At 54.3% G+C, this 21,601-nt stretch carries 12 protein-coding genes; 6 read left to right on the forward strand and 6 right to left on the reverse strand.

Features of this window, described 5'->3' with window-relative positions:
• Window positions 1-525: 525 nt before the first annotated feature.
• The 3 genes from BM202_RS24810 to BM202_RS24820 all read left to right on the forward strand — a co-directional run bounded on the left by BM202_RS24810 (window position 526) and on the right by BM202_RS24820 (window position 2,257).
• Complete coding sequence (locus tag BM202_RS24810; protein ID WP_093831218.1) at window positions 526-1,083, forward strand: hypothetical protein; 558 nt, start codon at window positions 526-528, stop codon at window positions 1,081-1,083.
• Between the two features lie 121 nt (window positions 1,084-1,204).
• Window positions 1,205-1,669: a helix-turn-helix domain-containing protein gene (locus BM202_RS24815; protein WP_093831220.1), complete on the forward strand. Its 465-nt coding sequence runs from the start codon at window positions 1,205-1,207 to the stop codon at window positions 1,667-1,669.
• Between the two features lie 204 nt (window positions 1,670-1,873).
• Window positions 1,874-2,257: a transposase gene (locus tag BM202_RS24820; protein WP_093831222.1), complete on the forward strand. Its 384-nt coding sequence runs from the start codon at window positions 1,874-1,876 to the stop codon at window positions 2,255-2,257.
• Window positions 2,258-2,587: 330 nt separating this feature from the next.
• Here the strand turns inward: BM202_RS24820 and BM202_RS24825 are convergent, their stop codons facing one another.
• From BM202_RS24825 to BM202_RS39095, 3 genes are all read right to left on the reverse strand, one after another.
• Window positions 2,588-3,439 carry a T9SS type A sorting domain-containing protein gene (locus tag BM202_RS24825; protein WP_093831224.1) on the reverse strand — a complete coding sequence of 284 codons (852 nt, stop codon included), beginning with the start codon at window positions 3,437-3,439 and terminating at the stop codon, window positions 2,588-2,590.
• A gap of 28 nt (window positions 3,440-3,467) precedes the next feature.
• Window positions 3,468-4,040 carry a type VI secretion system tube protein Hcp gene (locus BM202_RS24830; RefSeq protein WP_093831226.1) on the reverse strand — a complete coding sequence of 191 codons (573 nt, stop codon included), beginning with the start codon at window positions 4,038-4,040 and terminating at the stop codon, window positions 3,468-3,470.
• Window positions 4,041-4,845: 805 nt separating this feature from the next.
• On the reverse strand, window positions 4,846-5,019 hold the full coding sequence (locus BM202_RS39095; protein ID WP_093831260.1) for a transposase: 174 nt from the start codon (window positions 5,017-5,019) through the stop codon (window positions 4,846-4,848).
• A gap of 1,709 nt (window positions 5,020-6,728) precedes the next feature.
• On the opposite strand from BM202_RS39095, the gene BM202_RS24845 reads away from it, so the two are divergent.
• Together BM202_RS24845 and BM202_RS24850 are read left to right on the forward strand one after the other, a co-directional pair.
• Window positions 6,729-10,814 carry a hybrid sensor histidine kinase/response regulator transcription factor gene (locus tag BM202_RS24845; protein WP_093831228.1) on the forward strand — a complete coding sequence of 1,362 codons (4,086 nt, stop codon included), beginning with the start codon at window positions 6,729-6,731 and terminating at the stop codon, window positions 10,812-10,814.
• Window positions 10,815-10,924: 110 nt separating this feature from the next.
• The gene (locus tag BM202_RS24850) at window positions 10,925-16,987 is read left to right on the forward strand and encodes a YVTN family beta-propeller repeat protein (protein WP_093831230.1); all 6,063 of its coding nucleotides are present in this window, start codon (window positions 10,925-10,927) and stop codon (window positions 16,985-16,987) included.
• Window positions 16,988-17,080: 93 nt separating this feature from the next.
• Here BM202_RS24850 and BM202_RS38775 read toward each other — a convergent pair whose 3' ends face one another.
• The gene (locus BM202_RS38775) at window positions 17,081-17,209 is read right to left on the reverse strand and encodes a hypothetical protein (RefSeq protein WP_262507707.1); all 129 of its coding nucleotides are present in this window, start codon (window positions 17,207-17,209) and stop codon (window positions 17,081-17,083) included.
• Window positions 17,210-17,325: 116 nt separating this feature from the next.
• Between BM202_RS38775 and BM202_RS24860 the strand changes: the two genes are divergently transcribed.
• Complete coding sequence (locus tag BM202_RS24860; protein WP_093831234.1) at window positions 17,326-17,823, forward strand: T9SS type B sorting domain-containing protein; 498 nt, start codon at window positions 17,326-17,328, stop codon at window positions 17,821-17,823.
• A 165-nt stretch (window positions 17,824-17,988) separates the two neighbouring features.
• Here the strand turns inward: BM202_RS24860 and istB are convergent, their stop codons facing one another.
• Together istB and istA are read right to left on the reverse strand one after the other, a co-directional pair.
• Window positions 17,989-18,735: an IS21-like element helper ATPase IstB gene (istB, locus tag BM202_RS24865; RefSeq protein ID WP_093831236.1), complete on the reverse strand. Its 747-nt coding sequence runs from the start codon at window positions 18,733-18,735 to the stop codon at window positions 17,989-17,991.
• A 30-nt stretch (window positions 18,736-18,765) separates the two neighbouring features.
• Complete coding sequence (gene istA, locus BM202_RS24870) at window positions 18,766-20,325, reverse strand: IS21 family transposase (RefSeq protein ID WP_093831238.1); 1,560 nt, start codon at window positions 20,323-20,325, stop codon at window positions 18,766-18,768.
• Between the last annotated feature and the right edge of the window lie 1,276 nt (window positions 20,326-21,601).

Below are 21,601 nucleotides of genomic sequence, written 5' to 3' on the forward strand. Positions count from 1 at the left end.
GATTCACTCTCCAAGCTACGAAAACTCAAGAATCCCACAAACCCCTCCCCAAAATGGGATGCAGGAGTATTCATATACGTGCTTCTTAAATAGGGCGTTTAATTGACCGGCTTATATTAATAATTGTAAACTGCTACCCGTAGCCTACGTGGTTCACCGACTTGGCGATAGAATTTCGGATTTCCTTAGATGGGTTGCTCAATTAGCAGGCTAAGTACTGCCATTTTGAGTTCTTATTGCAACACAACTCAAACGTACTATGGAAATCCGTGCGGTACAATCGTCAACGGAGGCATTCGGCGCTAGGCTATCTTTCCCCTTTTGACTATTATAATGAGCAACTGCAAAATGTTGCTTAAAAATTTGTCTAGTGTTTTGTTGCAAGTCCATCCGAGTTCAAGGCTTACTTCTAGCATTTCAAGCACCCGTTTGGCCTTTTGATGAAGATTCATCTAGTGGAAATGGGAGGGCTTGCTTTGTTTTGTATCAAACGAAAAGGCTAAGTAAACACTGCCACTCAGGTAAATGAAAAAGTTATTTATTACCCTATTATCCCTAGGAATGCTATCGGCAGCCTGCAAAAAAGAGGGATCGAATGGAATTGATCCCACCACCACACCGCCTATCAGTACGCCAGCCTCGCCCCCTAAAATTCCGGCTGAATTAGTGGGCAAGTTGTCCTATGGCACCTTCTCACCGACCAACTTCTGGAATTACAACGGTACCTATGCGGGCAACGCCTACGAGCAGGCATTGGTTTTTGATTTTCATGCGGATGGCACGTACGAAGAATACGTGATCAATTCAACCACCAGCTACAACTGTCGTACGGAAGCCTACACCTATTTTAAGGGTATCGTAACTGTGAACGAAGCCAGCCACTCCTTCTCCATGCAACCCACCAATGGGAAATATCGGGGTTTTTATTCCTGTGCACCCAAGTGCAATATCAACCGCGATGCCAAACCGACTGAGTTGAAACTTGAGCAAATGAATTATCAAGTCGAACCGGCTAAGGTGGCAATCAAACTATCGGATGCTGAAAATCCACAGGGTGTACGTTTGAAATCCACAACCTGGTGAGCTGTATTATCGATCGACCTACTAAAGAGTACGTTTATCTATCAGAACCAAAGTTGTTCAACTTGTTCCTGCTAATACTCTTCCAATTTAATGGTTAGATAAAAGTAGCTATCTTTCCGACATGGGCCAAATCGCTAAACCGTTTGTGCTGTCGGCAGCCGATCTCACAACACTTGACCAACTCGTTCGTAAAGGTAAAGACGCTGCTCATAAGTTGACCAGAGCCAGAGCCTTGCAGTTTTCCCATCAGGGCCAACACCCCCAGCAAATTAGCCAATCGTTGGGTATCAGTCTGGCCACGGTCTTCAACTTGCGTAAACGCTACCGGGAAGCGGGCCTGCAAAGAGCCATTGGGGAGAAAGCTCGACCCGGCCAACCCCGCAAAGTGACCCCCCAAGTGGAGGCCCATATCACTCAAATCGCCTGTAGTGAGGCTCCTGATGGGCGTACTCGCTGGACAGCGAACCTGATTAATGAACGGTTAGTCAAACTCGACATCCACATTGATGACGAATCGGTACGCTTAACCCTAAAAAAAGTAAACTCAAGCCCTGGCTTAAAAAGCAATGGTGCATCGGGCAAGTAGACGGCGAATATCTAGCCAAAATGGAGAACGTTTTGGCCGTTTATACCCAAGCAACCCCACCGGGCCGGGCGCGATTATGCTTTGATGAACGACCGTGTCAATTGTTGGATGAAATGATAGCAGCCCTACCCATTCAACCAGGCAAAGCTGCCAAAGAGGACAACGAATATGTCAGAAAAGGAACGTGTGTGGTATTATTAGCTTATGATGGCTCCGGCCACCCGGCTGGACACCGGGCAACGCTATACTCAAGTGCGCAAACAACGCACAAAGGCCGATTATGCGGAGTTCATGCACGAACTGGTGACAACTTACTATACTGATGTTGAGCATATTGACTTGGTGCAGGACAATTTAAATACCCATAAATACGGCTCCTTTTACGAGCATTTGCCGCTGGCCCAAGCCCGGTTGTTGATTCATAAATTGGCGTTTCATTATACCCCAAAGCTTGGCTCTTGGCTGAACGCAGCGGAGATCGAATTCTCGGCGCTGGCCCGCCAATGCTTGGATCGGCGCATTGGTAGTCTGGAAGAATTGGAACGTCAGGTTAGTCTTTGGGTCAGTGAGCCAACCAGCGTGCTGTGAAGGTGCATTGGAGTTTTACCGCGGTTACGGCTGAAACCAAACTCAAGCGGTGGTATGAGCAGGTGAATCCGGCTTATAATCCAAATTGATGTAAGGATTAAATTGGAAGAGTACTAGTATAATCTCCATTCGCTAACATAAGTCAAACCTAGGAGCGCAGTCATGAACCGTTAAACGGTACCCATTTTTTGGACATGATAAAGCCGCTTGTTGAGGGGCCCCCGACTACATATCTACCCTTCCGGAAAAAGGTCCGAATAAAAGAAGGACAAGACCGTAAAACGAATAAACTACCGCTTGTCTTTCCAAGCCCAAGAACAACTAAATCGATTATGGCCGGACAAGGAATGGACTGGTCACCTGCTGATTTTTTGCCCTCACTTGTACATAATAACGGCCCGCTGGAACGCATACGGAAACGGGCATGCGCACCTGTTGACTGGCGTCTAGTACGGCATTTTGTTGCTGGTAGAGCAGGCGCCCCTGGGCATCATAAACTACCACTGACAACTCATCACTCGCGCTCACCCCGGACAGCCGAAAGGTAAGCTGGTGTGCTTCGCTTGGATTGGGGAACACCACTACTGATAGCGCTGAACGGATTCCCTGGATGGCAATAATCTGACTGTAGCTATAAGTGCCATCATAATCAATTTGCTTTAGGCGGTAATACGTATACGTATACCCGGCGCTTGTAGAGGAATCAATAAAGCGGTAGGCTACGTTTTGATCAGTGGTGCCTTTCCCTTGTACTAAGCCTATCACTTCAAAACCCACTGCCGGATTTGAGCTACGCTCAATCGAAAAGCGGTCATTATTAATCTCGGCACTGGTGATCCAATTCAACTGGATATGGCCCACATCCAGCCGTTGTCCACTAAAGTCGATCAGCTTAACCGGCATTGGACTCAGCGGTACCGGGCACTTAACAACCAGCGAGGTATTGCAGGAAGCTCGTAACCGGCTATCTAGACTCAACTCGATCGAGTAATAACCGGCTTGAGTCATAGCGACTAATTTATTCGCCTGTTGGCTGGAACGGGCCGCCGAACTATCGGCTGGCCCTGGAAAAGCTTGGCAGAAGTCGGCGAAAAAACTTCCTATGGGTTCGGCCCTGGCCGGTTTAATTGCACCAGCTAGCGCTACAACGCTTAACAGCCATAAAGTAAAAAACGGTCTCATACCGAATGGGGTTTGACGTAGAGGTACCTTAAAAGGGAGCACCTGTCTGTAAGTCGTACGTGAATGGATTGGGGTCTGCTGTTATTCGTCCCCCAGTGTCAAACGAGTAAGTCGTTATTTTGATTCGTTGGTAGGTAAGTTCAAAACTCTCCGCCGTATCTGAACAGCCGTTGGGGCAGTCGGGAACTAGACTAACCGAATGGTGGGTTACAGAAACGTTCGTTAACTCAATTTTGTAAAATGTACTAATCGGCCTTTGAGTTACCGATTTGACGTAATCGATTTCAATGTTATCCAAACGAGACTTAGTAGCGCTTGAAGGGGCCAAGGTCTGCATAAGTCTCGTCGATGAGACGTCAACCGCTTTAGTGATAGTTATGGGACCTAAGGTGGCTCTTGACTCAGTGCTTGGTCTTGTCATACTAAACTGGGCGCTCGCCAGGTTAATAAAGCCCACATAATTTCGGGTGGTAACGTCACCACTTATATTGCCGTCACTATCCGTGATCTTCATATAAATTGCCTGGGATTCTACCTGAGCAAAGGCCGGGCTGGCCAGCAGACAGACCAGTAAAGCGGTACAGAAATAGATTGATTTCATAGACGGTTGATTGAGGTAAAAATAGAGTTGGTTAAACACGGTTTGACAAGTACGAATTATGAGTAATTGGCTTATTCTAAATACAACGGCTACCCGGGTCGCGCCCTTAGCTCGCCACTCGTTTGCTAGTACCGATACCGAATAGCCGATAAACGCTCACCTCTGGATATGAATTAAAGTAAATTGTGCGATCCATTCTGGTAGTGGGCTTATAAACGCCTTTGTCTACCTAGACTTGATTCGCACCCGTTTTGAGTGCGTTATCGATAGCTGCCTGTAGTTGGGTTTTATCAAAAGCTTGTGCCCAGCAGGTTCTGTATCTCGTCATTCGACTATCGTCAGGTCTTACATAAATAATAGTTTGGGCCAGTAACTGTTTGGCTAAACTGCTTAACAGAAAGCCAAGGAAACATCTGGAGAAATGTCTTGCGACAGGGGGGAAAATAATCATGGAAAAGTGTATCGTTAGTCCTACACAAAGCTCACTCCCATGCTCCTTTCGGGGCTACCATTCTGGATTCAAATGCAGACAATCTGGATTCAAATACGTCTAAAATAAGGGTAGTAAAGGGATTGTAGGCTTTGGGCGACCTAGTTCAGGGCACTTACACCGTAAAGATCGTTGACGTGTTTGGCAAAGTATATTGGCTTATCCAACGGGTTCTATCCGTCATGAACCACTTATACGGATGGCACTTTTCAGCGAGATCGGAACTGAATTTATGACGCTTTTTGTAACATATCCCGTTCGTAATCCGCCGTTCGGAGTAGCTCCCGTACCGAGTCCAGTTCATCTCCATCCCCATTAGGGATTTGTTCTGCAACGGATGAGGTTTCTTTTTTCCCATTTGTAAAGCGTCGTCGGGCAGACGCCCATCAGCCTGGATACCTTCTGGATACTCAGGCCAGCGCTGAGTTTTTTGCGGGCTCTGGCTCTAAATTCTTCATCATATTTTTCCCTACCCCTTGTCGGTTGGATTTACAGGGTTGGCCCACCTATTAGTTGATCGGTAGGAGGTCCTGCATCAAACCGAGTTGGGAGAGTCACCGGTAAGCTAATTATGTCACGATTCCTAGAGCTATTACTTAGTGATGGACTTCCCTCGGCCTCACCGGAATTCTCTTCCTGGGTAGACCTTAAAACGGAGGCTGACTGAGTCGGTTTCTGTTGCGCTCTGTATTGCCAGACACAGATTGTCTGAGTGGACACGCCAAGTGATTAAGCCACCTGATGCACCGGTTGCCCGTGCTTTAGCAAGTCAAGGGCTTGTTATTTCAAAGCAGCCGGGTAAGGCTGGCGTTTACTGAACCGGCGCGGGGCCGTGATAGGCGATCGTTCTGGGCTTGACAACATTGTCTGTACTAGAAATTAACTAGGGGTTAGCAACTGGCCAACTGGTTCCAGCCGGCCAACCTGTTCACTACTTGGATCTGTGGCCACTAACTAGGTATCAGCCTGACTAAGACGGCCTGATGGAACTAGGTCATAACCAGCCGGGTAACAAGTCTGGCTTACTACCCGGTTAGTTATGACCTAGTTCCATCAGGCCGTCTTACCCAACCCGTCAGGGTTAGAGCCCAGTTTTAGGGTCATCGCCCGCACGCTGCCTAAGGGTTTTAGCTGCGGTCGATGGTTGGTTCTCCTGCTCACCTTCAGGAGTTTATTTGATTGGTTAATGGGCATGAGCCTATCTGTTTTTGAGCGGTCTACCTGGGTTAATTAGTTGGTCTGAGGAATCAAGTGCAAGTGCGTGTATCCTCTTGAGGCAACAAATTCAGTAAGTGAGTCCGCTTGGGATAACTATTTCAGGACCGACGTACCATTTTTGATCAGGGTATCGGCCAGCTCTCGTTTAAATTCCTAAAGTTCCAGGATCTTTTCCTAAATCGTATCAGGACAGATCAGCCGAACGGTCATTACGTTCTTTTTTTTGCCAATGCGTAACTTCGGTCAATCACCTGATTTTTCCACCGCCGGATTCCACCAGAACTATGTATATGTAAAATAACCAAACAAAGAGCCGAGTCGCCGGGCGGGTAAATTGCCGGTGTAAATCATTAGTCGATTTTATTAGCTAATCAAATATTTTGTCCTGATTTTGTTCGGACACTTCAATTGGTCCTGCTATCTTTTACTGGACACTACGCGAAGAAACATCTGTCTAAAAAAATGTAGCAAGGCCGTTTCGCCAATCACCTTTTCTAAAAAAAAGCCATAAGTCTTAATACGGTTGACTAAGCACCTTTAATTAATGCAAAGTTCCCTCAAGTGAGGACAGATTACCCCAGTGCTGGATGTGAACCCAACCGATGGCGTTATGTCCGCTTACCGTTCACTTCATGCACGCCTTTCTACCCCAGCTCGACATTAAAGTTACCTTGTCGTTCTTCCGGAGTTTTCACTCTTTTCTAAACTGTGCAAAAACACATCCTGGCGGCTATCATCGGGTTTGATAAAGCCGATGCCTTTAGATGAGCGCTTACCGCTTTACCAATAACGTCATTTTAAGCCGATCTACGAGCGAATTCCGATCAGGCCCAACCCTGGCATTTTTGGTTGACGGCTAACTCGTCACCCGGCCTACTCCTTAGGCGAGTCGAACAAGCGCATAAGTTACGTTATATTTGGTCACGGGCGGTAGGAGCAACTTGCTGCCTTTACGCTGTATAGACCTATTCGTTTACCCAATGCACCATGTCGTTTCCTGGTTACGTAGGTGGTTAAGCTGGTGGATGACGGGGCTAGCCATTGGCCTAGTCAACCCCCTGTCCGCCCAGAACGTTCCGCTTTCGCCCCCGGAGCTGATCACCGACCGGCAGGGGCTGCCCCAGAGTTTTATTCCCGCCATCGTCCAGGACCGGCAGGGGTTTATCTGGATGGCCACCCGCGATGGGCTGTGCCGCTACGATGGCCAACAATTCAAGGTTTTTCAACCCCAGGCTAGTGGTCGGCCTTCCCTTTCCTTCGCCGGCATCCGCCAGTTGACGATCGATGGCCAGGGGCGGCTGTGGATTTTATCAGAGCAGGGTGATCTGGATCAGTTTGACCCCCGTACCGAAGTATTTAGCAACGTCTCCCGGCTGGCTGTCTACCGGCGGTTGCTCCAGGGCAACCTGATTACTGCCCTATTAATCGACCGCCAGGATCGCCTGTGGATCAGCTTACATCGTAAAGGCACCTGGGTCCCACGGGGCTTGGTTTGCCTGGATACCCGACGTGGGCGCTCCCGGTGGTGGCATTTTCCAACCACGTCGGCCCTAAGCCGGGAGCGAATCCAGACCATCGGCCAGGATAAAACCGGTACCATCTGGCTACAGTCGTCCCAGAACCTGTATCGCCTGGATGAACGGCGGGGGGCCGTTCATCCGGATACGGAATTGACGCAGGCCCTGAGCGCTCACCGGGAGAGGACGATTAACTCGCTCTATGCGGCCCCAACCGGCGAACTGCTCCTGGGTGCCCAACAGGGCTTGTTCGCCTTCAGTCCCGCCCGGCAAACGCTGCGCTACTACCCATTGCGGCTCGATCGGGCCGAAACGTGGGCGCATCGCTTTGCCAGCGACAGTCGGGGCACCGTCTATTTCTCCGCTGGCCAACACCTGTATCGCTACCACCAGGGTCAACCCCCTCAACCTCTCGATCAGTACCCCACCGACCCGGGGCGGTGCCTGAGTCTGCTGGTCGACCGATCGGAGGTGCTCTGGTTTGGCACCGATGGCCTGGGCATCCGCAAATATGACCTCCGGGCTAACCCCTTTGCGCGCACCCCCTACCGGCATAACTTTCTGACTGATCTGCTGAGCGGGTGGCTAACCCGGGCTCAGGCCGGGCAAGTAACCGGGCCGGTCATCAATCCGTACCTGTTCCGCTATACACTGGACCAAAACGGTCGCCTATGGGTGAATGGGGGAAGGCCCACCTTTTATCAGCTGGATCCGACCCTGCACCGGGCCAGACGGATCAGCCTGCCAGGGCCTGCGTATAACTGGGAATTTCCCCTGGCCACCGACCCCGCCGGTGGGGTCTGGACGCTGGTCAGGGGAAAACAGCTCTGGTTGTATGAGGACAGCCGCCAGCAGTGGACGCCCACCCCGTACCGGCTGGAGGGGGGCCGCACCGGCCGGGTGCTGCAACTGGTGGCCGATGAACAGGCCTTCTGGCTGGCAACGGAAGGGAGTGGGCTGTTTCGGCTGGATCGCCGAAATGGCCAGCTACGACAGTACGCCCACCGGCCAACCGACTCCACCTCCCTGAGCAGTAATGCCCTATTGTGTCTGTCAGGCGATCCGGGGGACACCAACCGGCTCTGGATCGGAACGTTTGGCAGCGGCCTGTGCGTCTTTGACAAGCGGACGGGGCGCAGCCAGCGGCTGACGATCGAAAATGGCCTTCCCAACAACGTCATCTACTCGGCCCTGCCCGACAGTCGGGGCTATCTGTGGCTGGGCACCAACAAAGGCCTTTGCCGGCTCCATCGTCAAACCTTTCAGACCCGTACCTACACCCGTCAGGATGGCCTGCTGGCCGATGAGTTTAACCGGTTTCATTACCTGCAATGGAAGGGCCGTGGAACCGCCGGTGAGCAGCTAATCATGGCGGGCCTGGAGGGCTTCACTGCCTTTTACCCCCACCAGTTAGTGGATGACCACTTTGAGCCCCCCGTTGAGTTGACCCGTCTGTACATCAATAATTCGCCCGTTGACACCCGGGCCGACTCGCCCCTGCACGGGCGGCCCATTCAGGCGGTCCAGCACCTGGACTTACCCTACGACCAGAACTTTGTGACCATCGGTTTTGCGGCCATGCAGTTTAACCGGCCCCAGGCCAATCGCTACCGCTACCGGCTGGCGGGGCTGGAGAGCCGGTGGGTCCAGACCCCCCAACCGCAGGCAGTTTATACCGATCTGCGACCCGGCCGCTACACCCTGCTGGTCAATGCGGCCAATACGTCGGGGCAGTGGAGCCGCTTCGTGCGCCGACTGACCATTACTATCCATCCCCCGCTGTGGGCTACAGGGTGGGCCTACCTGCTCTACGCGCTAACGGCGGGTCTGCTCATCGGTTACGCCATTCTGGCCTATGTGAAGCGACTTCGGCTGGCGCAACGGGCGGCCTGGCAGCAGCAGGAAGCCCAGCAGCTTCGGCTAATCGACGAGATAAAATCGCGCTTTTTTGCTAACCTCACCCACGAGTTCAGAACGCCCCTGACGCTCATTTTAACGCCCGCCCAGCAGCTTAGTTCCACTTTGGAAGACCCGGTGCAGCTCCACTGGATGGGGACGATTGAGCGCAACGCGCAGCAGTTGCTGCGGTTAATTAACCAGTTGATGGATCTGTCCAAGCTGGATGCCAAGGCCATGCCCCTCCACGAAGGAGCCGGTGAGCTGAGCGAATTCGTTGGCCAGTGCGTGGAGGGGTTTGTCGGCCAGGCGGAGGCCAAGGGGCTTCGGCTGCGCTACGAAAGCGACGTAACGGGCCTGTACTGGTTCGACGCGGATAAGCTGGAGCAGATACTGACCAATCTGGTGAGCAATGCCCTCAAATTTACGCCCGGCGTGGATTCGCCTGGCGTGGATTCGCCCCTTGATGCCCCGCATGGAGACGCCCCGCCCCAGGAAGGTCAGGTTGTAGTCCAGCTCGTGCAGGGTGATGAGTCGGTGACACTCGTCGTTTTCGATACGGGCATCGGTATTCCAGCCGCCCGGCTACCCTTCATTTTCGATCGGTATTACCAGGTGCCGACCGCTACGTCCGACAACCAGGCGGGTAGCGGTATCGGCTTAGCGTTGGTACAGGAATTAGTGAGCCTGCAGCAGGGACAAATCAGTGTGCAGAGCCAGGAAAGCAGCCAGACCCGGTCCGGCGAGACCCGGTCCGGCTGGACCCGGTTTACGGTGCAGCTGCCCTACCGACGGGCGTCGGGGGTACGCTCACCAGCGATCGCAGAGGCGCCACTGTCTTCTACCCAAGCACCCATATTAGCCGGCGACTACACTTCAGACGGGGAGATGCCTTCGATCCTGGTGGTGGAAGATAACCCCGAACTAGCCGAGTTGATTGCCCAGAGTTTACCCCAGGCGTACCGAATCAGTCGGGCGGCCAATGGGCAGGCGGGGCTCACCCTGGCCCTGGAGACATTACCGGATCTGGTGATCAGCGACGTTTTAATGCCCATCATGGATGGCTACGCGCTTTGTCAGACGCTGAAGACCGACCTGCGCACCAGTCATATTCCCCTGATTTTATTGACGGCCAAGTCGGCCCATCCAAGCCGGATGCAGGGCCTGGCGCTGGGCGCTGATGAGTACCTGACCAAGCCCTTCCGCGTACCTGAACTGCAACTGCGGGTGCGCAACCTGCTTCAACAGCGGGCGCGGGTGCAGGCATGGGTGCACCAAAGCCTGCTGACCCCCCAGCCATCGGATACACCCCAGGAACCTATCGATTCGTTCCTGGCCAAGGTGTACGATTTGCTGGAAGCCCACCTGGAGAATCCCGCCTATGGCGTCAATGAGCTGGCTGCCGATCTGGCCATGAGTCGGCCCACGCTGTACCGAAAATGCACCAGCGTCGCCAACCTGGCGATCTCCGAGCTGATCCAGCACTACCGCCTGAAGCGGGCTGGGGAGCTGCTGCTCGAGGGGTATAGTAGCTCAGAAACTTCCTACCGGGTGGGTTTTAGCACGCCGACTTACTTCGCCAAACGCTTCAAGGACCGTTACGGCGTGAGTCCCTCGGAGTATGCCGCTCAACGCGCTCAACAGGGGCAATGAAGCCCATAAGGCGGGAAAATGAATCCAGAATGGCAGGATTTGAATCCAGAATGGTAGCCTTAACCGGGGCGTTCTGGTGAGCTTTGCCTCATCAGAACGCCCCTCTTTTTATGACGACCGCTACCGGGTTACCCATTCGTTTTCTACCCTATTTTTCCCGCTTCTGGGTGGGACTCTTATTGCTTAGTATGATGGCCTTGCCGGGTTGGGCTCAACCCGCCTGTCCGGAAATTCGGGTGAATGCCGTCCCCAGCGTCGTAGTGTGCGCGGGAACAACGACGCAGCCCATCGTCTTTTCGGGTACGGGTAGTGGCTACCGCTGGACGAATTCCAATCCGGCCATCGGCCCGACGGATCAGGGCTTGAACGCTATCCCCGCCTTTACGGCCCTTAATTACACCGGCGCTCCCCTGGTCGCGCTCATCCAGGTTACGGCAATCGGACCACAGGGTTGTCAAGGGCAGACCCGGGTGTTCACCATTACGGTGAATCCAATGGCGAAGGTCGATCAACCCGCTAATCAAGTGGTATGTGCCGGGAAAGCTACCGCCCCCGTCGTCTTCACGGGGGCCAATATCCGGCCCACCATCTATTCCTGGACCAACTCCAATCCGGCTATTGGCCTGCCAGCCAGCGGCACGGGCGACATTACCTCCTTTACCGCCCTCAACACCACGGGCAGCACCCAAACGGCGACGATTACCCTCACCCCTGAGCAGCCTTCGTTCGCCTACGTGGTTAATTTAGTCTCCGCCAATGTGAGCGTGATCAACACGGCCACCAATGAGGTGGTGGCCACCATCGGGGTAGGTAGGACGCCTTATGGGGTGAGTGTGAGTCCGGATGGCACCCGGGTTTACGTGGCCAACAGGAGTTCAAACAACGTAAGCGTAATCAATACGGCGACTAGTCAGGTGGTCACCATCAATGTGGGTAATTTGCCATATGGGGTGAGTGTGAGTCCGGATGGCAGCCGGCTCTATGTGGCAAACGCTGGTTCAAACAATGTGAGCGTGATCAACACGGCTACCAATGAGGTGGTGGCCACCATCGGTGTGGGTAATACGCCTATAGGGGTGAGTGTGAGTCCGGATGGCAGCCGGGTTTACGTATCTAACAGCAGATCAAACAACGTGAGCGTGATCAACACGGCCACCAATGAGGTGGTGGCCACCATCGGGGTAGGTAGAACGCCTTATGGGGTGAGTGTGAGTCCGGATGGGAGCCGGGTTTACGTAACGAATCAATTCTCAAACAACGTGAGCGTGATCGATACCGCTACCAATGAGGTGGTGGCCACCATCGGGGTGGGTAGTGTGCCTATGGGAGTGAGTGTGAGCGGAGATGGGAGCCGGCTCTACGTGGCAAACGCTGGTTCAAACAATATGAGCGTGATCAACACGGCCACCAGTCAGGTGGTGGCCACCATCGGGGTGGGTAATTTGCCATATGGGGTGAGTGTGAGCGGAGATGGGAGCCGGGTTTACGTAACGAATCAAGGTTCAGACAACGTCAGCGTAATCAACACGGCCACCAATGAGGTGGTGGCAACCATCGGGGTAGAGGATTATCCTACCGCCTTCGGTAATTTCATCGCTCCCGCCGGTTGTAACGGCCAGATTCAGACTTTCACCATCACCGTCAATCCACTACCCCGCGTCAACACCCCCGGTAACCGGGGGGTGTGCGCGGGCAGTGCCGTGGTGCCCATAACCTTTAGCGGTAACGCCACGGCCTACACCTGGACCAACTCGAACCCGGCTATTGGCTTACCCGCTAGTGGCACCGGTAACATTACCTCCTTTACGGCGATAAACACCACAGGCAGCCCTCAGGTGGCTACCATTACCGTTACGCCCAGGGGAGAAGGGGACTGCACGGGCCCCGCGCAAACCTTTACCCTCACCGTCGAGCCCACCACAAGGGTTGATCGACCCGCTAACCAGGTGGTGTGCGCGGGTAGTGCTACCCAGCCCGTTGTGTTTACGGGAACGGCCACGGCTTATTCCTGGACCAATTCAAACACGACTATCGGCTTAGCCGCCAGTGGCACCGGTACGATTCCTTCCTTCACGGCCATCAACCCCGCGGGCAGCCCCCAAACGGCTGTCATTACGGTGGTGCCCCAGGGGGGCTGCGATCCCCAGCCCCAGACGTTTACCTTTACGGTCAATCCGCTGGCCAGGGTCGATCGACCCGCTAGCCAGACCGTGTGCGTGGGCAGTACCACTGCACCAGTTGCCTTTACGGGCACCAATAGCCGACCCACTATCTACACCTGGACGAACTCCAATCCGGCCAGTGGCTTACCCGCCAGCGGCACAGGCGACATTGCCTCCTTCAAGGCCCTCAATACGACGGGCAGCGCCCAAACAGCAACCATCACCGTTACCCCCGAGCAGCCCGCTTTCGCCTACATAGCTAACCAAGGTTCAGGCACGGTGAGTGTGATCAACACCGCGACCAATCAGGTGGTGTCCACCATCGGGGTGGGTAGCAGTCCTTATGGGGTAAGTGTGAGTCCCGACGGCAGCCGGGTCTACGTAGCGAATCAACTTTCAAATAATGTGAGCGTGATCAACACGGCGACCAATCAAGTAGTGGCCACTATAGGCGTGGGTGTTAGACCCACGGGGGTTAGTATGAGTCCCGATGGCAGCCGGGTCTACGTGGCTAACCAATTATCAGATAATGTGAGCGTGATCAACACGGCCACCAATGAGGTGGTGGCCACCATCGGGGTGGGTGAAAGTCCTATAGGGGTGAGTGTGAGTCTGGATGGGAGCCGGGTTTACGTGGCGAATCAAAATTCAGACAATATGAGCGTGATCAATACGGCGACTAGTCAGGTGATGGCTACCATCAACGTGGGTCATGTGCCTAATGGGGTGAGTGTGAGTCCGGATGGCAGCCGGGTCTACGTCACTAACACTGGGTCAAACAATGTGAGCGTGATCAACACGGCGACTAGTCAGGTGGTGGCTACTATCAACGTGGGTCGCACTCCTTATGGGGTGAGTGTGAGTCCGGATGGGAGCCGGGTTTACGTGGCGAATCGATTTTCAGCCAATGTAAGCGTGATCAACACGGCTGCTAGTCAGGTGGTGGCCACCATCAACGTGGGTAGCATTCCTACTGGGGTGAGTGTGAGCGGAGATGGGAGCCGGGTTTACGTGGTGAATCAAAATTCAGACAATGTGAGCGTGATCAACACGGCCACTAGTCAGGTGGTGGCCACCATCGGGGTGGGTAGTAGGCCTTTCAACTTGGGTGAATTCTTCGCTCCCGCCGGTTGTGCGGGCCAGGCGCAAACCTTTACCCTTACGGTCAGCCCCGCCCCAACCGGCATTACCCTGAGCCAGAACACGGTAGCCGAAAATCAGCCCGTGGGCACAGTCGTAGGCGCGCTCAGCACCACCGATGGGGGGGCAGGGGGTCCTTTCTCTTACAGTCTGGTCAACACCGGTACCTATCCCGACAATGCGGCCTTTAGCATCGGCACCGGAGCCGACGCTGGCAAGCTGCTCACCAATGCGGGATTCGATTATGAAACCAAGGCCAGCTACGTCATCCGGGTGGCGACCACTAATGCCTGCGGACTAAGCTTCGAAACCAGCCTCACCCTTACCGTAACGGACGTGACCGAAGGGCCCCTCATCACGAGTCAGCCCGCGGCTGGTTCCGCCGTTTGCGTGGGCAGCCCGGTTACGGCCCAGGTAAGCGTGAGCGGAACCGGACCCTTCTCGTATCAGTGGTACAAAGATAACCTGACCACGCCCCTGGTCAATCAAACAACGGCTACGCTATCGCTGACGGGGGTGCAGCCAGGCGACGCGGGTAGTTACTCGGTGGTGGTGAGCTCGGCGGGGGGGCGCGTTACCTCCACCCCCTTCAGCCTGACGGTTAACGCCTTACCCCCGGCGAGCCTGACCACGTCCGGGCCGCTCTCCTGCACGGCTACCCGGGTGACCCTAACGGCCAGTGGCGGAGAGACCTATCGGTTCAGCCCCGGAGCCGAGCCGGTTGGCAGCGGTCCCACGGCGATGGTGAGCGCGGCGGGGGTTTACTCGGTGACGGTCGTCAACAGCCTGGGCTGTTCGGCGGTCGCGTCCACCACCGTTTCGGGCGATCAAACAGGCCCCACCGCCGGGCTAAGCCCTAGCGGGCCGCTTACCTGCTCCACCACCAGCGTGACGCTCACGGCTTCGGGGGGGAGTAGCTACCAGTTCAGCCCCGGAGCCACTCCCCTCCATGAGGGCAACACGGCCACGGTTTCAGCCGCGGGCGTCTACTCGGTGACGGTGGTGTCAGCTAACGGCTGCTCGGCTGTGGCCTCTACCACGGTGGTGAGCGATCAGACGCCCTCCCAGGTCTCCATCCTGACCTCCACCACCCTGCTCACCGAGGCTAGCCCGTCGGCCACCCTGACGGCTACGGCGACCACCGGAAGCTCGTTGGTCTACAGCTGGAGTACGGGCCAGACCACTTCGGTCATCAGCGTGAGCGCAGCGGGTACGTATTCGCTCACCGCCACGGGGTCCAACGGCTGCTCGGCCACGGCCTCGGTGACGATCAGCCGCCAGACGCCACTAGCCTCCTTTAGTTGCGCCAGCGGGGTGGCCTACCAGGTCGCCGGTCCCCCCACGGGTAACTCCACGCTGTACCGCTACGAGGTGAACACTGGCTTGCGCACGACCATCGCCCCCTTATCGGTCAAGGCCAACGCCATCGGCTTTGATGCCGAGGGCCGCCTGTGGGGCTACGACCTCAACAACCAGCGCGTGATCCAGATCGGGCCAACCGGGCAGGTCAACGCCTATACCATCCCTCAGTTGCCCGCCTCGGGCTTCAACGTGGGAGAAGTACTGCCCGGGGGGTACCTGCTACTGGTGGGCAGCAATGCCACCCGCTACTACGTGGTCGATGTCCAGCCCGGCCGCAGCACCTACCTGCAACTGGTCGATCCCACCCGCAACTACGCCCGCCAGACCGGTCCCAGCTACGGCAGTGCCCTCACCAGCGCGCTCAACAGCAACGACGTAGCCTACAACCCGGCTACCAATCGGCTGGTGGCCCTGACCAACCCGGCTACGGGGGGCAATGGTGCCCGGCTGGTGGTGATGGATCCGGCCACGGGGGGCGTCAGCTACGGACCCGCCGTGACGGGCACGGATATTCTGGCTGAGACGGGCGGTTACGGAGGGCAGTTCATCGGGGCCACCGGCAGCCTGTGCGTGTTCGCCAATGAGCTCGGCAAGTTTTACCAGATCGATCTGAGCACGGGGGCGGCTACCCTCTTGTCCAGCTCGACGCCGGCGGGCAACAACGACGGAGCCTCCTGCCCGTCATCGGTACTGAGTTATCTGATCAGCGGGACCGTCGTTAACGACGCCAACGGCCTGAGCGACAACCAGCTCAATGGAACGGGAACGAATATAGATGGGGCGTTGCGGGTGATTTTGTATGACAACACGACGGGTCAGGTGGTGGCGAATACCCCCGTGACGGCCGACGGCACCTTTAGCCTGGGAGCGACGCCCACGCACGCGTACACGCTGTACCTAAGTAGTCAATCGGCCACGGTGGGCCAGACGGCCCGGCCCGCGGTGAGGCTGCCCCTAAGCTGGACCTTCGTGGGTGAGCAACTGGGCCGCGGCCCGGGTAGCGACGGGACGCCCGATGGCAGCCTGACGCTCGGGGAGGTGAACGCCCCGGTACCGAATGTTACGTTTGGCGTACGGTTGTTGCCCGACCTGACCCCCATTATGTCCGTGCTACCCGCCACGGTGTATGGCCGGAGTAGTTTCAGCGTGGTGGTGGAGGTGTACGAGCGCCAGGGCGTAGCTACATCCGGGCTCATCCGGGTCTACATCCCCAAAGATCCGCTGGTCAGCTTGAGCTTTGAGCCAACGGCTACGCAGGTCGGCGGCAAAGGGGTGCAAAATAGTCACTGGCGCGTTGACGGCAGCTCGAACGCGGATATGTATATTTTATCGACGACCCAGGAACTGGGGGCGGGCGGCAAAACGGCCATTGGCCTGACGGGGGTATTGACCCCGGGTAACACCAAAGGCCGCCTATCGCTGACGGCGAGCCTGGGGGGCGGTAGCGGGGGCGAGGTTCGGATCGACAATAATTCGGATGCCGATCTCCTGGACTACTTTCAAAAATAAGCCGGGCGCAACGAGCGCTTAATCCCAGTCAACCGGCTACGTGGTAGGCCTACCCCATCTAGGCTTACACCCTACGCCGCTGATGCCGGTTACTTAGACCACCGCCCAGAGCAAAACCGGGACGAGCGCGCTGATGCCGTTTGGCAGGCTACTAACCAGCCACCGGGTCATACCGGCCAGCAAGCTGCTTCGGGTTCGGATACCGGACACACCTGGGCGCAAGCAGTGGGAGGCGGGTGGGAATAGCCGGGGGCGAGGAGGTATTCACCCGCCCCAGTATCTAAGTATTCTGGCTTTGACCCGACTGGGATCAACGGGCATTAAACGACAAATATCATATGCTTAATCCGCTGCTGTTCTTTCTACTCCTGGGTATCCAGGCTATGTTGGGGCCATACGAACCAAAAAATTGGGACACCCTCGCCGCTGAAGGCTGTTGCAACATCCGGTCGGTGGGCTACTACACCCAGCAGCAGCCCCTGCATATTCCTTCGGTGTTTACCCCCAACGGGGATGGCTTTAACGATCGATTTATTCCCCGCAGCGATGATAAAACACTTCTCATCCGGGACTTTATGATTGCCAGTGCCCAGGGGGATACCCTTTTATTTTATAGGGAGCGCATCGACTACGCAGACCCCCGGAGTTTGCGTACTGGTGCCTGGAACGGGCTGCGACCGGACGGTAGCCTCTACCAGGGCCGCTTCACGTACCGGATGACCATCGGGGATCAATCCGCTGCCAACCCGCAACTGACAGGGGAGGCCTGCGCGCTGCGGTGCCGATCCGGGGGGCGGGTTGTGCAATCCAAAACGGGTTGTTTTTACGCTGACTAAACCACGTCTAAACGCTAGAGATACGCTGTGCTAGTGCTGACAGTTGATGTCAATTGGGGAGCTAAACTATGCTATGCTTATATATTTCGGCTAATGAGAGCCATGTGTTCCGGCTAAAGTAGGCCACCTGTGGATAAGTAGCAGAAGAGTAGCAAAGATAAAGTATTACACGTTTTTTTCTTCCCCCTTCGTCTTTTTGCGTAGAGACTCTCCTTTCAACTCAATTCGGTGAGCTTGATGCAGCAATCGATCCAAAAACGCATCAGCAATGGTTGGCTCAGCCAGATAATCATACCATTGGGCCACCGGCAGTTGTGAGGTGATAATGGTTGAGCCACGCCCATAGCGATCTTCCATAATCTGTAACAGCGCTAATTTCGCTTCCATATCTAATGGAGCCAGACCCCAATCATCTAAAATCAACAGATGCAATCGTTCCAGGCGAGCCAGTACTTTAGTAAAGGAGCCATCAGCACGGGCCAGATGCAGGCTTTGCACCAGTTTAGGCAAGGCATAATAGCCCACCCGAAGCCCTTTCAGGCAAGCCTGATAGCCAAAGGCGGTAGCCAGATAGCTTTTTCCACAACCCGTAGCACCTGTCATCAGCAAGTTCTCGCCCCGCAGGACAAACGACAAATCGGCTAGTCGTAAGACCAGGTTCTTATCTAACTGGCGTTGGGGCGTGTAAATAATCTCTTCCAGGGATGCCTCGTAGCGGAATCGGGCTTCCCGAATAGCCGTTTGGGTACGCCGGTGTTGGCGGTATTCCCATTCGGCTTCCAGCAGTTGAGCGACTAATTGGTCGGTAGCAGGCCACTGGTGGGCGGGTAGTTGCAGAAGAGTTTGCCACAGGGTGGCCATGCCCGACAGTTTGAGGGCATTCAGGCGATCAAGGGTTGCTTGTTGGTTCATAGCTTAATAGGTTAATAATGAATTGATTGGTTATTGATAAGCGGCAGCACCCCGGATATTATCATGGGTGGGAATTGAGCAGGTAACTTCTTCCGTGAGCGGGAGCCGATCTAACTCAGCCTCCAGAATGCGTCGGATCACCTTGTAGGAGACCGTACCGTAGTGCAAGGCTCGCTCACAGGCTTTCTCCAAACGAGCGCTATCGACTTTGCGGGCCAGGGAGAGAATACCGGCACAACTGCGGTAGATCTGTTGCGGATAAGTGCCTGCTGACCCTTCGATACGGCCCAACAATTGCTCGATAGCCTGCCCAACATAGGGGCCTTTCCCTAGGCCCTGCTCTCGAAAAAAGGCAGGCGACCATTGGCTAACCCATTGTTGATGGCTTGGCAAATGGTCCATGTTTGTGGAGTAGCCATGAGCCAACCGAACTCGGGTATGAGTGGCTATGCGCTGGTGCTGGTGGTATATCTCGACAGTTTGCTGGGTGTAGATAAGCTTAACGGCCTGGCTCACAAACCGATGAGGCACACTATAGTAATGCTTGTCAGGTTGTAGCAGTACATGACAGTTGGTGAGTACTTTAGCCATTCGATAGCCTTTGATCAGATAGGGGCTCATCGGTAAAGGCCGTAGAAGGTCAGCTTCCAGGGACAAAAAGCGTTGTCGGCGACTATAGTCTTTGCCTTGAAATAGCTGCTGGTTATGGGCCTCTACCAAGTCGGCAATCGCCTGATTAAGGCTCTCCAAACTATGAAAAATCCGTTCCTGCAAAGGAACATATACCCGAGTATAGAGGATATTGACCGCTCCTTCGACCAGCGACTTGTCACGAGGTCGGCGACTACGGGCCGGATAGATGCACGTGCCGTAATGAGCCGCGAAGTCCTGTATGGCTTCGTTTAGATCGGGTTCATACCGGTTGGCTGTCTGCACCGCTGCCTTCAGGTTGTCAGGTACGATAGCCAGGGGAACACCGCCCAAAAAGTGCAGCGCGTTTTGTAATGCTGTGATAAAGTCCTCCTTGTTTTGACTAGCGACAGCCTGAGCATACGTGAGCTGGCTACAACCCAGGATGGCCACAAAGAACTCAACGGGCTTTTCTTCCCCACTTGATTGATCAACCAGCGAAAGCCGTTTACCCGCGAAATCCACGTATAGCTTATCGCCCGCCTTATGCTCCAGATGCATGACGGTCTGTTGAGTTCGCATCCATTGTTTGTAGCGCTGACAAAACTGCGTATACTGCACGCCGTTGGGATTGGCCTGTTTGTAGGTCGCCCACAGGTGGAACCGGGTGACGCCCGGCTTACTGAGTTGTTGTTCAAAGCCTTCAAAACGTTGGTAGAGATCCCCCAGCCGATCTGCCTTGGGATCAACCGAATAGGTGAACAGTCGGTGCAATTGCTCGTCCTGCCAGCTTAAGGCCTGTTCTAAATCGGCAAAATGCGCTTCAATAATCGCTAGATAATGCTCGACGGTATTACGAGCGATAGCCAGCGTGGCTGCGATAGCTCGCTTACTATAGCCTTGCTGGCGTAGTTGGAGGATGCGACGGATCTGATACATGGGTAAGCGTAGGTTAGCCATAGTTGGTGTCGCGAGTGGTGAGATAAAATCACTCGAAATGCCAAACTACGGGCCTTCTACTACTTATCCACAGGTGGCCTACTTTAGCCGGAATGGCTGGCCTTATTGAGCCGGATTGAGTGGCCTACTTATGGCCGGAATATACACTATGCTGACCGGACCAGCTGGCGGGTCTACTCAATAAGCTTGCGCTTTATAACCGCCATGCGGCCACATTTGGATTGATAAGAAGCTGTTTGGAATTAATTCAAACAGCTTTTAAAGGATTGGTAAGGCCTAACACGCTCTAGTACACCTTTATTTACTATATTGTGTTTTAGTAAACTAAATGTTTTCTATAATAATTATGCGTATATTTAACTATATCTTGTGACGAAAGTTAAGCATGAACACACCCGTGAGGAATACTTTAACTCGGTTCTGGGGAATAATGAGCTTGAGTTGGCACATAACTGTATTCACTCTTAAATACGTGTTGATAAAATCTAAAAATCTCAATCTATTTACCTATAAGGAGGATGTATTCGTCTACTGGCTATGGCGGTGGCAATGGCGATGGGATTCTACCCAAAAGCAATGGACGGCCAGTCGTCTTAGAGCTTACTGCCCCGTGTGCCAATCTAAACTTATCGCTGTTAAAAACGATCATTCAACTCTGTTGATTTGTCCAAAGGGGGGGCGTACCCACGAAAAATTTAATACTAAGTTAGAAACCTCTCATAACATACTACGTTTGAAGCGCAGTTCAATTTTACCCCTTTCATTAGTAATTTGACTGCCAAGAAGAGCAACCAGTGTGAACGGTCGGCCGCTGCCGTAAGTCCGCTCTTAACATGGGTTTACCCCGTATCTTATGTCACGACCCACACTGGTCAATTTTGGAAGCTTGAACAGTTCAAATGGTCAAATCCGCGTATAGTATGTTAAGCTAGCAAAATTGGTGCTTCATTCCTTTTTCCCTGTTTTCTTTTCCCCGCTCCGGCGGCCCGGCTTTGTTCTATGAAAACTTATGTCGGAATTGATCGGGGCCGCCCTTTAGGTTTGCGTCTTGGTAAGATTCCAAGATTTGGTAGCTTGCTAATAAGTGAACAGGGTGGGCTACCCTATGGGGCCGCAGAGTGTCAGCTCTATGCTCGGATTCAGGACCCACCCTGTTTTACTTACCCAGACTCAAATGGAAATTCGGGGATGCAGCCCCATTAGCAAGGGTTTGAGCACGTAGGTAAGTGATTGCTTGTTGGACCTCTAAATTATCATTTCTCATGACTATTCGCTA

Source organism: Spirosoma endophyticum, from assembly GCF_900112365.1.
GTDB classification, from domain to species: domain Bacteria; phylum Bacteroidota; class Bacteroidia; order Cytophagales; family Spirosomataceae; genus Spirosoma; species Spirosoma endophyticum.

Excerpts from the sequence above, each read along its gene's own strand:
- istB (WP_093831236.1), bottom strand. The coding sequence starts at position 18,735 with ATGAACCAACAAGCAACCCTTGATCGCCTGAATGCCCTCAAACTGTCG.
- BM202_RS24815 (WP_093831220.1), top strand. The coding sequence starts at position 1,205 with ATGGGCCAAATCGCTAAACCGTTTGTGCTGTCGGCAGCCGATCTCACA.
- BM202_RS24860 (WP_093831234.1), top strand. The coding sequence starts at position 17,326 with ATGCTTAATCCGCTGCTGTTCTTTCTACTCCTGGGTATCCAGGCTATG.
- BM202_RS24820 (WP_093831222.1), top strand. The coding sequence starts at position 1,874 with ATGATGGCTCCGGCCACCCGGCTGGACACCGGGCAACGCTATACTCAA.
- BM202_RS24850 (WP_093831230.1), top strand. The coding sequence starts at position 10,925 with ATGACGACCGCTACCGGGTTACCCATTCGTTTTCTACCCTATTTTTCC.
- BM202_RS24845 (WP_093831228.1), top strand. The coding sequence starts at position 6,729 with ATGCACCATGTCGTTTCCTGGTTACGTAGGTGGTTAAGCTGGTGGATG.
- BM202_RS24830 (WP_093831226.1), bottom strand. The coding sequence starts at position 4,040 with ATGAAATCAATCTATTTCTGTACCGCTTTACTGGTCTGTCTGCTGGCC.
- BM202_RS24825 (WP_093831224.1), bottom strand. The coding sequence starts at position 3,439 with ATGAGACCGTTTTTTACTTTATGGCTGTTAAGCGTTGTAGCGCTAGCT.
- istA (WP_093831238.1), bottom strand. The coding sequence starts at position 20,325 with ATGGCTAACCTACGCTTACCCATGTATCAGATCCGTCGCATCCTCCAA.
- BM202_RS24810 (WP_093831218.1), top strand. The coding sequence starts at position 526 with ATGAAAAAGTTATTTATTACCCTATTATCCCTAGGAATGCTATCGGCA.